Source organism: Micromonospora pisi (assembly GCF_003633685.1).
In the GTDB taxonomy this organism is placed as follows: domain Bacteria; phylum Actinomycetota; class Actinomycetes; order Mycobacteriales; family Micromonosporaceae; genus Micromonospora_G; species Micromonospora_G pisi.
Genome location: NZ_RBKT01000001.1, coordinates 7,685,263 through 7,699,795 on the forward strand (window position 1 = coordinate 7,685,263; position 14,533 = coordinate 7,699,795).

General features: G+C 68.8%; 11 protein-coding genes and 1 tRNA gene. 4 read left to right on the forward strand and 8 right to left on the reverse strand.

The window, feature by feature from the left end:
* Positions 1-156: 156 nt before the first annotated feature.
* Complete coding sequence (locus tag BDK92_RS32925; protein ID WP_246017385.1) at positions 157-3,897, reverse strand: S8 family serine peptidase; 3,741 nt, start codon at positions 3,895-3,897, stop codon at positions 157-159.
* A gap of 368 nt (positions 3,898-4,265) precedes the next feature.
* Positions 4,266-4,706: a VOC family protein gene (locus BDK92_RS32930; RefSeq protein ID WP_121160242.1), complete on the reverse strand. Its 441-nt coding sequence runs from the start codon at positions 4,704-4,706 to the stop codon at positions 4,266-4,268.
* A 348-nt stretch (positions 4,707-5,054) separates the two neighbouring features.
* Here BDK92_RS32930 and BDK92_RS32935 point away from each other — a divergent pair, with 348 nt between their 5' ends.
* From BDK92_RS32935 to BDK92_RS32945, 3 genes are all read left to right on the forward strand, one after another.
* Positions 5,055-6,236, forward strand: a complete 1,182-nt coding sequence (locus BDK92_RS32935; RefSeq protein WP_170208775.1) for a low temperature requirement protein A — start codon at positions 5,055-5,057, stop codon at positions 6,234-6,236.
* A 123-nt stretch (positions 6,237-6,359) separates the two neighbouring features.
* The gene (locus BDK92_RS32940) at positions 6,360-6,923 is read left to right on the forward strand and encodes a P-loop nucleotide/nucleoside kinase family protein (RefSeq protein ID WP_211349453.1); all 564 of its coding nucleotides are present in this window, start codon (positions 6,360-6,362) and stop codon (positions 6,921-6,923) included.
* Positions 6,924-6,969: 46 nt separating this feature from the next.
* Positions 6,970-7,461, forward strand: coding sequence for a YcxB family protein (locus tag BDK92_RS32945; protein ID WP_121160245.1), 492 nt, complete (start codon positions 6,970-6,972; stop codon positions 7,459-7,461).
* A 130-nt stretch (positions 7,462-7,591) separates the two neighbouring features.
* On the opposite strand, the gene BDK92_RS32950 is transcribed toward BDK92_RS32945, so the two are convergent.
* Both BDK92_RS32950 and BDK92_RS39375 read right to left on the reverse strand, forming a co-directional pair.
* A complete protein-coding gene (locus tag BDK92_RS32950; protein WP_121160246.1) occupies positions 7,592-9,751 on the reverse strand; it encodes a TerD family protein in 2,160 nt (719 codons plus the stop codon).
* A 55-nt stretch (positions 9,752-9,806) separates the two neighbouring features.
* Positions 9,807-9,934, reverse strand: a tRNA-OTHER gene (locus BDK92_RS39375).
* Positions 9,935-10,294: 360 nt separating this feature from the next.
* On the opposite strand from BDK92_RS39375, the gene BDK92_RS32960 reads away from it, so the two are divergent.
* Entirely contained in the window at positions 10,295-10,840 is a 546-nt protein-coding gene (locus BDK92_RS32960; protein ID WP_121160248.1) for an SUKH-4 family immunity protein, read from the forward strand.
* Between the two features lie 55 nt (positions 10,841-10,895).
* On the opposite strand, the gene BDK92_RS32965 is transcribed toward BDK92_RS32960, so the two are convergent.
* The 4 genes from BDK92_RS32965 to BDK92_RS32980 all read right to left on the reverse strand — a co-directional run bounded on the left by BDK92_RS32965 (position 10,896) and on the right by BDK92_RS32980 (position 14,425).
* Positions 10,896-11,456, reverse strand: a complete 561-nt coding sequence (locus tag BDK92_RS32965; protein ID WP_147457200.1) for a hypothetical protein — start codon at positions 11,454-11,456, stop codon at positions 10,896-10,898.
* 367 nt (positions 11,457-11,823) lie between these two features.
* Entirely contained in the window at positions 11,824-12,552 is a 729-nt protein-coding gene (locus BDK92_RS32970) for a hypothetical protein (RefSeq protein ID WP_121160250.1), read from the reverse strand.
* Positions 12,553-12,651: 99 nt separating this feature from the next.
* The gene (locus BDK92_RS32975) at positions 12,652-13,488 is read right to left on the reverse strand and encodes an alpha/beta hydrolase (protein WP_121160251.1); all 837 of its coding nucleotides are present in this window, start codon (positions 13,486-13,488) and stop codon (positions 12,652-12,654) included.
* A gap of 1 nt (position 13,489) precedes the next feature.
* Positions 13,490-14,425 (reverse strand): alpha/beta hydrolase, encoded by a 936-nt coding sequence (locus BDK92_RS32980; RefSeq protein ID WP_121160252.1) that lies wholly within the window; start codon positions 14,423-14,425, stop codon positions 13,490-13,492.
* Positions 14,426-14,533: the final 108 nt, after the last annotated feature.

Sequence of the window (14,533 nt, forward strand, 5' to 3'; positions counted from 1 at the left end):
TCCGGTGCTCGTCCGGCGCGGTTGCGGGTCAAACCGCGCTGCGGCCGCAAACCGGCTGCCGCCCGTGAGGAGACGCGACCACGCGGAGTCTGGACCGGTAGGCAGGGCGAGCAGACGGAGGGCGGGGACCGATGCCGGTCCCCGCCCTCCGCCCGATCACCGCAGGCCGAAGGCCCGGGTGATGCTCTGATCGATGCTGTTACCGCTGCCGTCCCGGGCGGTGGCGCGCAGGGTGACGAACCCTGCCGTACGCGGGGCGTCGATCCGGGTACGCCAACCGTCGCCCTTGCGCTGGAGCTTGGCGTGGTGCCACGTGGCACCGTCGTCGTAGGACACGTCCAGCGTCACCGTGCGGATGGCGGACGCCTCGGTCGCCATCGGCAGGTGCAGTGCGGTGACGGTGAGATCGGCGTTGCGCTTCGCCTTGCCGTCGACATCGGTGTCGATGGCGTAGTCGAGCTGGATCAGGGCCGGGTTCCACCACAGGACGCCCGGGCTGACCCTGCCGGAGGTGAAGCCCCATTCCGTCCTGGTGGCGGTGGAGTACGGCCCGGCCCAGGCGTCACGCCTGTTCTCCGACACGAGTCGGTACGGCAGCGGCTCCGGACTGAGCGTGTCGCTGCCCAACATCATCTGGTAGCGGTCGGTCTCGCCGACGAGCGTGTTGCCCTGGTAGAGCCGCAGGACGTTGTCGACGGCGAAGTTGCCGGAGGTACTGCCCTCGTGCGCGGTGCCCGAGTCGCCCCAGCCGGGGATCAGTGCGGAGATCGCGTCACCGTCCCCCCGGAAGACGGTGCTGGCCGTCAGCAGCCGGGGCCGTTGCACCGGGCCGAACCATCGCTCCTCCTGGACCGAGCCGGCCCGGTAGACGGTGGGGGCCGACTGCTGGCTCTGCTCATCCGGCACCTGGACGTTCGTGGACCATTGCGTCCCGGCGGTGACCCAGTCGGTGCGCTCGCCGCGTGCCGGGACCTCGTGGTAGTCGATGCCACTCAACGTCCCCGACGGGGTGACGCCGGAGCGCATCTCCAGCGCCCGGCCGGATCGCCAGTTGCGGAAGGACATGTCGACTCGGGCCAGGTCGCGCGGAGTGACCCGCTCAGCAAGGTCAGCCGGAACAGCACCGGTGTAGTTGTGGACCAGGTCGTAGACGTACTCGGTGGTCGGGTGGGAGGTGACGTCGAGCCGGACCCGCCGTTCGTGCCTGATCCGGGCGATCAGCTGCTCGCCCTCGTCCCGGGTGAGGGTGGCCACGGTGACCGGCGGAGGGTCCTGCGGTGCCCACACCGAACCCGGCCACGGCGCGAGGCGCCCGTCGCCGTCGTTCACCACGAGCAGGAGACGGGCGCCGGCCGACGCCGCCGCCGCGGCCTGCTTCTCCAGGGGTACGGCGTCATTGCGGCGCACCACGACGGCTTCGCCACGCGCGTTCAGCTTGGTGTACCCGCTGCTGCCGCCGTCGCCGGCGAACACCGCGTCGAAGTGTTGATCACCCCGGGGCAGCGGCGTCCCGGCCCGCTGTACCCGCAGGTCGTCGTAGTCGTGGCCGCTGGCCGTCACCGTCAGTGCGGGCTGCGCCATGCGCCACTGGGTGCCGAAGGCGAACTTGCCCTTCGTGACCTTACGGTCGGTGGGCAGCACCCAGACGCTGTCGTACGCGGGATCCGGGTACCACGCGTCGGTCCAGGGGTTGCCGCCGAAGTCGCGGAAGAGTTCGAAGCGAGCACCGTCCACGGTTGAGTCCTGCGGCGTGGTCGTCGTGGCCCGGCGGGCCTTGGTGGCGTCGAAGACGACGGTGCGGTCCTGGTCGAGGGTGATCTCCGGTACCGGCAGCACGCCGAGCCCTCGCGAGGATGGCCCGTTCGCGCCCTCGAGGTCGGTCCTGAGCCACGCCGCGTACGTGCCCGGGGGAAGCCGCAGGTCCAGGGTGCCGGTTCCGTCGATCTGCTGCTGCAGGACGGTGTTGTCCTGCCCGAGCAGGACGAGATCTCCCCCGGTCGGTTTGCCGCTGCGGTCCTTGGCCGTGAAGGTGAGGCGGTGGCGCACGCCCTCACGGCCGACGGCGAGCGAGGTACGGGTGCGGACCGCGCCGGAGGCATCAGTGGCGGTGAGGAAGCCCGCGAAGGGGTTGTCGGCCGGCACGCGGTCGAAGTCCGTGGCCACGGTCACCGAGGTGACGCCGCGCGCTGGGACGGTGATCTGCCGGGACGACAGGGTGAAGAGGTCGACCGGGCCACCGTCAACGGTCGCGGTGAGGTCGAGGGTGACGGGGCTGTCGCCGAGGTTGGTGTACCGGACTTCCCGTTCGACCCGGCCCTTGGGCGCGGTCGGCCACTCCGGGTATCCGAAGTCGGCGCTGGTGGTGGCGACGACGGACGCGGCCGTGGTCGCGGCGATGTCCAGCCGGCCGTTGCCGCCCTGGTACGGGTTGAGCCCAGCGATCGCCTTCGTGGTGCTGACCAGGGCTTCCTTGAGCTGCTTCCCGGTGAAGTCGGGATGTTGGGCGGCCAGTAGCGCGGCGGCGCCCGCGACGTGCGGGGTAGCCATCGAGGTGCCGTCGCTCAGGCGGTACCAGCCTTCGCCGGGGGAGTCCTGGGAGCGGGCGGCCAGGACGCCGACCCCGGGGGCGGTGAGGTCGGGCTTGAGGGCTCTGTCACCGACCCGCGGGCCCTGGCTGGAGAAGTCGGCGAGGACGTCGTTGCCGTTGACGGCGCCGACGGTCAGCGCGGCGTCCGCGGTGCCGGGGCTGCCGACCGTGTACGGGTTGGGACCGGCGTTGCCGGCGGCGATGACGAACAGCGCCCCGGTCTCTTCGCTGAGCTCGTTGACCGCCACGCTCATCGGGTCGGTGCCGTCGGTGGGGTCGGCCCCGAGGCTCATGTTGACGATCTTGGCGTGCTGGTCGCGGACGGCCCACTCCATGCCGCTGATGATCCACGAGTCCTGGCCGGCGTTGTCGTCGCCGATGACCTTGCCGACATGCAGCCGTACGCCCGGGGCGACGCCCTTCTCCTTGCCGTCCGAGGCTGCGCCGGTGCCGGCGATGGTGGAGGCGACGTGCGTGCCGTGGCCGAAGACGTCCTTCACCGTCTCGCCGGGCACGAAGGACTCGGTGGCGGCGATCTGGCCGGCGAAGTCGGGGTGGTTGACGTCGATGCCGGTGTCCAGCACGGCGACGTCGATGCCCTGGCCGGTGTTCCCGGACGCCCAGACCTGGGGTGCGCCGACCTGCGCGGTGCTGTCGGCGAGGGTGGCCTCGACCTTGCCGTCCAGCCAGATCTTGGCGATACCGCCGCTGAGTGCGAGCCGCTCGCCGGTGGAGCGGGCGGCCTTCTCCTCACCGCCGGTGATCGAGGACCAGAAGGTCTCAGAGCGGTCGACGTTCAGCGCGGCGCCCTGGATGCTGTCCAGTGAGCGGACGTCGCGGGCGCCCTCGGGTGCCGAGGCGGTACGGGAACGGGCGGCGGCGTCGGTGTAGGTGACGATCAGCGGGAGCTGGTCGCGGTGCGCGTCGTCGTATCCGTCCGCCACCAGCTCCGTGATGTTGAACAGCTGCTTGTCGAGCAGCCCGGCGCTCACGTACGGCAGCACGCCGTGCGGGTAGACGTACGTGTCCCCTCCTGCCCGGGACGAGGTGAATCCCGTCAGCCGACCGTCGGCGTCCCGCACCTGAGGACTGAGGCTCCCGTCGGCCGTCCTGGTCGCGGTGACCTTCTCACCGGTGATCAGGGTGACGGTGAGGGTGGTCGCAGGAGCCGGCGGTGCGGCAGACGCGATGGAGGAGAGGGGCGGGGGGTCAGTGGGTCCGGCCGAGGCCAGGGCGGGCGACGGCGCGAGCACCGCGAGAGCGGTGAACAGCGCTATCGACCCGCGTCCGTGGAGGCGTGGAGGTAGCAAGAGGTTTCCTCAAGTTGATCAACACATGAAACGCACATGTTAATGTCTCCGCTGTTTGTTTCGGCGGTGGATCTTGGCTGTTTCACGATGGGGTGAGGCGGTGGCGACGTCTGGGCTGGTCGGTCGCGACGACGCCCCAAGGGCTGGCCTCGGGGCAGAGCCGGAACAGCGAAAGGGTGCGTCTCAGATCAACGGCGCACACCATGCCGTACCTGCGGAGCACCGGAAGCGCCGCGCAGGTGCCACAGCAGCTGAAACCCGACCATGGCCGGTGCCCGGCAAGCACACCCCTGGCGGGGTGTCTCAGGTACTGGCCCTGGCCCATCGGCGCTCGGGCGCGGTTGGGTGCACGGTCCCTCCGGCGGCGTTCAGCTGAGTTGTTCGGCCAGTCCGACGATGATCCCCTCAGGGCCACGGACGTAGCAGAGCCGGTAGCTGTCCTCGTACTGCGCCAGCTCGCCGACGAGTTCGGCGCCGTGGGTGCGTAGGCGGGCAACGACGTCCTCGATGTCGTCGACGGCGAACATGACGCGCCGAATCCCCAGTGTGTTCGCCGGTGCGTCCTTCGGCTCGGCCCTGATCGCCTTCGGCGTGTGGAACATCGCCAGCTCGATTCGGCCGTGGCCGTCAGGGGTCCGCAGCATGGCCACGTCCTGTCGGACGTCATCGATCCCGATGACACGCTCCACCCAACGTCCCTCGACCGGCCCCTTGCCCTCCAGTTCCAGGCCAAGTTCGACGAAGAACGAAATAACACGGTCAAGATCGTCGACAACGATGAGGACGTTGTCCATCCGCTGGATCGTCATGCTGGGTCTCCTCCGGTTGTACGGCCACGGTGCCCGTATCCACCCCTGGGACGGGGCCGTCAGGCCGTTCTCGACATCTTCTTCGGGAACCTCTTGACGTGGCAGTGCCATGACGCGCACCCTGCCGCTTCGGCCGAAACACCGCAGGTCAGAGCCACTCGGCATCCTATGGCCAACGCTGATGTTGAGCCGGGCCGAGTCGCAGCCACGTCAGGCCGTCCAGGCGCCAGCGTCAGCCCGTGTGCGCCGCTGCTGTCTCCTGCCACGCCGGTCGGGGGAATCGTCGATCCGGAGACGGGCCGCGCCGGCGCCGCCGATAATCTCGGGAGACACGGCGGGAGGCCGGGCATGACCACCGAAGGGAACGCGGCGCTGGTACGCCGGCTGGACGGGTCGACCCGGGCCACGCTGCTGGAGCTGCTCTTCGACGTGGTCTTCGTGGCCGCCCTCGCGCTGTCATCGAACCTGTTGACCGAAGACCTCACCTGGCCCGGCAGCGGTAAGGTGCTGCTGCTGCTGACAGCCATCTGGTGGACCTGGTCGGTCACCGCGACCACGACCGAGTTCTACGACCCGCAGCAGCGCCCGATCCAGGCCATCCTGATGATCGCCATGATCGGTTCGGTGGGAATGGCGGCAGCGCTGCCGATGATCACCACCGGGCACCTGCTGGTCTTCATGATCTCGTACGTCGGCACGCACCTGAGTCGCTGCATCATCCTGGTCACCGCCTTGTACTGGCAGGGGCACCAGGCGGCCAGGGAGCGGGCCACCCGGTTTTTGTTCTGGTTCACGGTGTCCGGCGTCTTCTGGGTCACCGGCGCGCTGTCAAACACTCCGAACTGGGGTCTCTGGGCCGTCGCCATGACGATCGACCTGGTCGCCGCGGCGGCCCGCTATCCCACGCCCTGGCTGGGCCGGGTGCCGGTCGCCCAGTACATGCGGACCACCGGTCACCTGGGCGAGCGGTACCAGCAGTTCGTCATCCTGGCCCTCGGCGACATCATCCTGTTGCCCATTCTGCAGGTCAGCCGGGGCCACCTCGACTTTCTCCGGCTTATCGCCCTGCTCTGCGCGTTCACCACCATGCTGCTGCTCTGGCAGATCTACGCCTTCCGGGCCGGCGAGTTGGTGCGGGCGGCCGGGTCCAACGCGGGCCGGCCGGCGCGGCTGGCTCCGTACACCCATCTGGTAATGCTGGTCGGCGTCGCCGCCACGGCGGCCTCCTTCGACCTGGTCGTCGGCCGGCCGACCGGAACGACACCGGAGCCGTGGCTCCTGCTGATCATCGGCGGCCCGGCGTTGTTCGTCATCGGCCGCTTCCTGTTCACCCTGCTGGTCTCCGCCGTCGTACCGTCGTGGCGAGTGACCTGGCAGCTCCTGCCGCTGCTGGTGCTGCCGTGGGCCGGCGGCTGGCCGCCGGTGCTGGTCGCCGTGCTCGTGGCGCTCGGGCTGGCCGGTCACATCCTGGTCCCCGGCGCGGACCGGGAGACCACGCCGGGCCTGCGGATGCGGCGAACCGGCGAATGACCCGCAACAGTCAGGCGAGGTGTTGACCGGCCACTCGGCGAGGTAGCGGGCGCAGGCGTCCGTCGACTCCCGCCCGGTCCGGGCCGCGCGGTATCTCGCGAACACCGCTTTGACGGAGATGGCTTGGCATCCGCACCCGACGACCGACACTATGACGGTGTGCCGATCCTGTTTCTTATCGTCGGGCTCCCGGGTGCTGGCAAGACACGGCTGGCCCGCGAACTGGCGGCCGAGTATCGAGCCCTGCGTTTGACGCCCGACGAGTGGATGATCCCGCTCTTCGGTGAATCTGAGGGCGACGGGCGACGAGACGTCTTGGAGGGCCGCTTGCTGTGGCTCGCTCTCGAGGCAGCAACGCTGGGCACCAGCGTCGTCCTTGACTTCGGCTTCTGGAGCCGTGACGAACGAACTGCAGTACGGGCGATTGCTAGCGAGCATGGAGTAGCCGCCCGGGTCAATTACCTGCCGATCGACCGCGAGACCCAGATCGCGCGCATCTCGGAGCGCTTCAACCGCGCTCCGGAGACGACGTTCGCGATGACGGCCGCTGATCTTGACGCGTTCGCGTCAACCTTTGAGGTGCCGACGTTGGATGAGCTGAACGACGGGCCTCTGGACGGGCCACCCACCGGCGGATCGTGGCGGGCGTGGGCAGCCACTCGGTGGCCTTCTTTCCCGGCACGCTAGGACGGCCGTCGCCGGGCATCCGGAGATGGGGCACTATCGTTCTGGCGTGCACATCCGTTTTGACGTACCAGCCGATCCCGCCTACCCGGGCCGCGTGGCCGCTGCGCTCAGCAGCGATCGGCTGCGCAAGTACGGTTATATCGGCGCCGTGCTGGCGGCGGTCGGGGCGATCGGTTTCGCCGTCTCGCGGGAGTTCGCGTGGGGCGACCAGATTTCGCCGCTGTGTACGGCGATGGTCGTCGCTGGCCTGCTGTCGATGCTGTACTCGCCGTGGGTGCGGTTGCGCGCCCGGCGCCGCTCCAGTCGCTACGCGGTCGAGGGCGCCTACGACATCACCGACGACAACATCATGATGCGCAGCGGCTCGGAGTCCGGTGGCATCGCCTGGGACGGGGTCGCCCAGGTAAAGGACACCCCTGAGTTCTGGATCGTGTACGTCGGCCGGATGCCGGCGACTGTGATCCCACGCCGCCTGATGTCCGCCGAGGACGTCGAAACGTTGCGTGCCTTCATGGCCAAACGTGGGCTGCTTCAGTAATCGGTGTCCGGTGCGGGTGGCGCACAGTCGAGGAGAGCGCGGGCGCTGAATGCCAGATTCTCCGCTTGCGCGGAGATCCCGAATCGAACGGAATAGAAGGAAGCGCCCGCATAGCCTCGGCTGTCGCCGCTTACTCGGGGATCAGCTCAGTAAGCCTGTCCAGAGTGTATGTCTCCGATCCTTCCGGCAGGTTGTCGGGCGCCTCGATGCCGATGAAGGTGACCGGCCCGTCCGGCAACCGGCCGTTCCACGTCGTCACCTCGGCCCGGGTGCGCCAACGGTCGACAAGGTAGGACACGGTGAGATATCGCCGCTCCATCAGTGCTCGTACCCGGTCGGCCGTGGTGAACGTGTTCTCCTCCACCCGGTTGAATGACGGCGTACCCCGCAGGTACAGGTGCAGCCACACGGCCTGCCAGCCATGCTCGCTCCTGGCGAACACCATCGGCAGTGCGACCCGGCCCTCTCCGCGCAGGTGCGAACGCGCCCGTACGGTCCGTGCGTCGAATGGGGCGCCGAGCTGGTCCCGTGTTCGGGTCTGGTACCCGAACATCGACTCGGCGACCTCGTCGAACGACTCGCCCGCATAGATGTTGACCTGCGGAACCACATAGTGCCCGTGGGCTGTCAGGGGCACGTCGATGAACTCGGTCGCACCGTTCGCCGCGTCGGTAACGTCGCCGGAATGCACCACGCCGTCGTGCTGGTAGTTCGTCCAGGACACCTGGCCGGCGCTGTGGAACGCGTCGTCGAGCAGCAGCACCGACAGGTCGTAGTCGGTGCGACGACTGGTCTGACGCCAGTATGTGAAGAAGCGGAGCAGCTCACCGGATACCGATGCCCGCGAGCCCCTCGGGAGGACGGCGAAACCTCCCTCGGTCGCCTTGCCGGACAGCGGCAGTGCGACGTCGAGCACCTCCGGGTCCACCACCAGCGGTCGTTCCGGCGTCGGCAGCCGGGCGCTGATCTCGGCATCCAACAGCAGCGACAGCTCAGCCACCAGCCCGGCCGGCAGCGGTGGCCGGTCGTCGGGGCCGACCCACGCGTTACGCGAGCGGCTCGCGTACATCCGGGCGGACGCGGGCGTCAGCCGGTTGTCGACATGCTCCCGCAGCGAGAGGAGCACCCGGCCCGACGCCGAGCCGAGCGCACCGGTGACTGCTTCGACCACGGCGGTTCGTTCCGCCGCCGACGCCAGCCGCAGCAGCCGGTCCGCGGATCGCAGGAGCAGGCCCGGCGCCGCCGACAGCACCGATGCGGCCGGACCGATGGCCCCGACCCGGATCGCCGCCTCCGCGCGGCCAGCCAGGTTGCGTACTCGCCGCTCGCCACGTGCGACCGCGAACACCTCCCGTGCGTGCGGCCACTGGTCGTACTCGTGCGGGTGCAGCCGTTCCCCGAGCCGCTTCCATCGCTCCGCGTAGCGCACGACGTCACCGAGCTTGTCCGGGCTCCCGCCGACGACCCTGTCCAGCGCGGCGAGCAGCATCCGCCGCTCCGGGCGCCGGAAGGCACGGAATCGCGTGGGTGTCACGAGCGAGGCATCCCCGCCGGAGACCTGGCACGCAAGGCGCAGCACGTCGGTCGTGGTGTCCACGCCGACCAGCGGCCGACCGAGGACGAGTCGGATCCCGTTGAGCACGGCACGGTTCTCCCGTACCGGGATCTCGGCCGGCTGCGCGCCGTCCACGCACGCGACCGCGAGCTCGCTGAGGATCGCGAGGTCCGCCTCGCCGTGTGGCGTCGAGCTACCGGCCAGGGTCAGGTAGAGCCGCGCTGCCTCCACGTCGGCGGTGTCTCCGAGACGCAGCAGGGTCACCCGGTCACCGGCTGCGGTGATCAGGTCGTCGTGCGCGGCCAACAGCTCGGCGTAGGTGTGCTGGTAGGCGCCGTAGGCCGGCAGGTCGAGCAGGTTCACCCCGCCCGAGAGGACCACGCCCCGAAGCTGCTCGTCGGTCGCCGCGCCACCGTCGGTGAATACGGCCGCCCGTAGCCGGTCCGTCCAGAACTCGATGGTGTCCGGCACCTCGTCCGGGAAGCCGATGAAATAGGCGTTGTGCTGGACATGGTCGCCTACCAGCTCACGCACCGCCGAGACGACCGTCGCGGCGAGGTCCGTCGCCGGTGCGGGGGCCAGGGTGCCGATGTGTTCCAGCAGAGCCCGCGACGCCGAGAACCCGACTCCGAGCAGCGCCGCGTCCAGTTGCCGGGCCACCGGCGTGCCGTCGCCAGCCGCGCCAGTGCTCGCCGGCACGCGCAGTGTCTTCTGAATGATCAGCTTCTCGAGCACGTGCTCCTCCGTTCCGGTCGACTCCGGCAGATGTCGGCCTGCAGCCGCGGCAGAGTGGGTCGCCGGGGACTCGAACCCCGAACCTTCCGATCCAACTAGGAGAAGGAAGCGCTTCCATGACCGCGCAGGCGGGGAGCGGACGCGCTACTCAGTCGGAAGCTCTGCCAGTTGAGCTAGCGACCCAGATGTCGATCTTCGCACCGGCCGGGTCGACCTGGCTATCGAGTTTCGGAGTCACTGCCGGACACGCCGGGCATGGGAGTGCCGTGTGGCAGCCACCCGGGACAGGAAAATCACGGCCGGCAACAAGACTCGCATCCGGCGGAAGATCTTCGACAAGACCGGCCTTACGACAAGAAGATGACGAACAAGCTCGCCGCCCGGCCTCCTAAAATGCAGCCCGACCATGTGTGGGAACGACGGCACAGCGGCGTCAGTGACCTGAAGTCCCTGCACGGTAGAACGGAACGGGATGTCGGCAGGCAAGTCTGGCCAGATCAAGAACCCGCGCGGTGGCACACGGATCCGAATGGAGGTAGGGGATTGAACAGCGAGCTGCGGGAGCTCATCGCGGAGCTGCGTACCGACCTGGAGGCGGGCCAGCCAGCGACGCTGGCCTGGGCCCAGATCAACGAGGGCGCCCCGGCCGACAAGATCCCCGCCGATCTGCCGCCGCCGGTCCGGGCGCTGCTGGAGACCGCCGACGGTCTCCTGGCCGGCGCGTTCGACCTGCCCGCAATGGCGGGGCTGGACGACATCCAGTACTACATCGAGCAGATGCCCGGGTTCACCGGCGTCGCCGACGAACCCGCCGAGTGGCTGGTCTTCGGCACGCTGAGCGACGAGCCGTTGCTGGTCCGGCGCGACACCGGCGCGGTCTGGTACTTCCCGGCGGAGACCACCGACGAGTGGTTCGCGCGTGAGCTGTTCCTCGACATCGCGCCGGACCTCGACTCGTTTCTCGCCTACTACGTCTTCGGCGCCGGGTACGGCGAGATCGGCTTCGACGACGACAAGTGGTGGGGCTTCCTCGACGAGCACGATCTGACCACCCACGGCGAGGAGAACGAGGACCGGGAAACGGCATAGCCCGCAGACGGCAGAACGCTCGGCCGGGCGGTCCCGGCCGAGCGTCCCGAACGGATCAGCAGCCGAGGTACAGGCGCGCCTGGAAGCGTACGGAGCCGGCCGGCGGAGCATCCGTGCAGCCGATGGTGCCCACCTCCATGACAGCGAAGGTGGTGTAGCTCTCCAGGCCGCCGACCTGGAACCACGCCGGGGGCGTGGTGACCCCGCCCGACTGCAGCCGGTAGCACTGGTACTCGAGCCAGGTGCCCTCCACCGCCCTGGTCCCCTTGTACAGGCCGTAGTAGCCGGGCTGGGAGAAGTTCCAGGTGTCGGTGACCGATGTGCTGTTCGTGGTCGAGGTGGTCTTCTGCACCGTGAAGCCCACCTTGGTCTCGACCTCGGCGAGGAGCAACTTGCCCTTCGCCGAGATCTCGACGCTCGCGCCGACCTGCGTGGTCACCTCGTTCACCGTGCCGAGGGTCTCGGTGTGCTCGCCCGTGGTGCCGGAGGTGATGTGGACCGCGAGGAAGTGCGTCAGCGTGGGATTCACCTCGACCGCGTTGACCACGAAGGCCGTCTCGCCGAGATTTGCCGTGGTGCAGGACTTGGTTGGCTTGGGGTAGTTCGGGAAGGGCAAGCCACCTCCCCCACGGTCTGCCGAGGCCGGGCCTGTGGCGGCGACGACGAGCATGCCCGCGAACAGGGCGACAGCCCCGATTCGGATGGCACGGGAAAATCCCACACGGGACAGGCGCATGGCCGCTCCAGATTCAGCTGTGCACAGTGGACTGATTGCGCCCCATCATCGAGTGACTGATCAATGTCCGCAACGGTTTCCCACCGCACCAGCCGTGCATTGAAGCCTTCCCGGCCTTCCACCCGGTACGAGAGCGAACGGCGGATAGTCCACCTGTGCGCCACTATCGGACAGCCCGACGACGGAAACCCGGAACGGGCACCGGCAGCCCGATCGAGCCGACGCTGCCTCAGGCTGGACAGCATGCTCAGCCGGTGAGGCCCAGTGCGCCCGTACTCAGCACATTGGTTGCGGTCTGGCGCAGTCGGTGGCAGAGGTCGGTCTCGTCGACCCACGGCTGCCAGGCGTCGACGTGGTCGGGGATACGGGCTTCGAGGGCGGCGAACGAAAGGTCCTGCACCGGGGTCCCGGTGGTCCAGTCCACCACTGGCGAGTCGCCCACCTCGGGGTCGCCGATGCGCAGCACGTAGCCCAGCGCCACCGTCTCGGCCCACAGTCGGTGCGCCGAGACCAGGCAGCTGTACTCGTCCGACGAGCGGTAGTAGATCACCTGGTCGAGCGGGTGCGGCACTACCACGACGCCATCACCGCAGGCGGCGAGCAGATGGTCGAAGGTCAACCGGCGGTCGGGCAGCTTGTCGTACGCCTCGTACAGCTCGGGTTCGTACGGCGGTGCTGTCGACGGCGCGGCGCCACGGACGGCGACGTGCCGGGCGAACCAGTCCAACCGGTCGGCCCTTCGATGGTGCGACGAGTACGAACCCATTGACACGCCGAGCAGGCAGGGGTCGGTCTCCGGGGCCAGTGGTGGATCGATCTCGGCGACCGAGCGGGGCTCTCGATGCTCGGGCAGCCCGCGCTGCCGCAGCCGGGCGTTGAGGTCGTTCAGGAACCGTTCCTTCTCCTGGCGTGGCCAGACCGCCTCGTCCTCCTCGTCGTGGCAGAGGAAGAGCCCTACGCCGACATCGAAACCCATGCGAGGCACCGTAGCCTGCCTGCCAGCCGACGATCTGGTCAGCGGGGCTGGCAGCGCGGGGCCGGCGTCGTCGACCGACGCCGGCCCACTGCCGGTGGTTCAGTGGTATCGCTGGATGAAGGCGAGGGCGGTGTCGCACACCGCACGCCAGCCGCTGTCGATGGTCAGGGAGTGGCCTCGTCCAGGTAGCTCGACGATCTCGGTCACGCCCGGGTTGTCCTTCTGCCGCTTGTAGGAGGCGTTGGTGATGGCCCACGGCACGGTGTGGTCCTTCTGTCCGGAGATCAGCAGTAGGGGACCGCGATCGGGGTTGTCCGTGTCGACCGTGACCTCGGTCCACGGGTTCAGGTTTGCCGCAGCGGCTTGGAACAGCGGCTCGCCCGGTGCCGGGACGGCGAATGTCTCGTAGAGTTGCTGGGCTTCGTCCTCGTCGACGGCGTTGGCGAACGCGTATCGGAACTGGTCGTAGGTGAGCGGGACGGCTCGGTGGTAGTTGGCCGGGTTGCCGAGCACGGCGCTGGCTGCTCGCAGCGACGAGATCGGCAGGGGCAGCACGCCTCGGAACGGGGCGGGGTCGATGGCCGCCGACGCTGCGGACAGTCCGCGCCCGGCCGTGATCTGGGCGATGAGTCCGCCGAACGAGTGTCCAACGACAGCGGGTTTGCGGTCGAGCTTGCCGATGAGGTCACAGAAGTGGTCGGCAACCTGACCAACGCTCTTGCCGGCGAACACCTCCGGGTGGGCCTTCGCCTCCTCGACGGTGTCCGGGTCGTCGGGCCAGCCGGGTACGACCGGCGCGTAGCCGGCTGCGACGAACACGTCGGCCCACCGCTGCCAACTGCTCGGCAGCAGCCACAGCCCATGGATGAAAACGACCGGGGGCTTGCCACTGGCGTTGGCCTGTTCGATCTGCTGCAGGTCTGACTGGGTGGTCACGTCACGCCTCCCGGCTGAGAATGGTGCGCAGGAATGCGATCGCCTGGTTGATCGCGGCGTCGGCGGCGTGAGTGCCGCGCAGCGCGTTGAGCATGACGAAGTCGTGGATGACGCCCTGGTAGCGCAGTGCGGTGACGGGGACGCCGGCCGCGCGCAGTTTGTCGGCGTATGCCTCACCCTCGTCGCGCAGGACATCCGCTTCGGCGGTGATGACCAGTGCCGGCGGTAGCCCGGCGAGCTGCTCGACCGTGGCCCGTAGGGGTGATGCGGTGATTTCTGCCCGTTGTGATTCGTCGGTGGTGTACTGGTCCCAGAACCACTGCATCGCGTCCCGGCGCAGGAAGTAGCCCTCGGCGAACTGGTGGTACGAGTCGGTATCGAACGACGCGTCGGTCACCGGGTAGAACAGCACCTGCCCGGCCAGCGGCACATCGCCGCGCTGCTTGGCGGTCAGTGTCAGCGACGCCGACATGTTGCCGCCGACCGAGTCGCCGGCGACCGCGATGCGCGACGCGTCGAGGCCGTGCTCGACACCGTGTTCCACCACCCAACGCGCGACGGCGTAATTCTCGGTGATGGCGGTCGGGTAGCGGGCCTCCGGCGACAGACGGTAGTTGGGGAAAACGACAGCAGCGCCGACTCCGGCGGCGAGTTCACGGGCGAGCCGGTCGTGCGTGTGATCGTTGCCGAACACCCATCCGGCTCCGTGGATGTAAAGGATGACCGGCAGCGGGCCGGCTTCGTGATCGGGCCGGAAGATTGTCACTTCCGGGTTGTCGAGGGTCTGCTTTGTCGTGCCCGGCACCGGCACCTGCGGGCTCTGGACCTCGTCGACGGCTTTGCGTCCGTTGATCGGTCCAAGGTCGAACAGGTAGGGCGGGTTGGCCGTCGCGTCAGCGAAAGCCTGCGCGGCCGGCTCCAGAACAGGCTTTGACATGCCCAAAATTCTCCTTACCGTGGGGCGACGCCTCCTCGCGGTGGTGTCGCCGGTCGGTCAGACGATAGGAACCGTGGGACCCCACAGCCATGTCCGTGCGTGCACAGA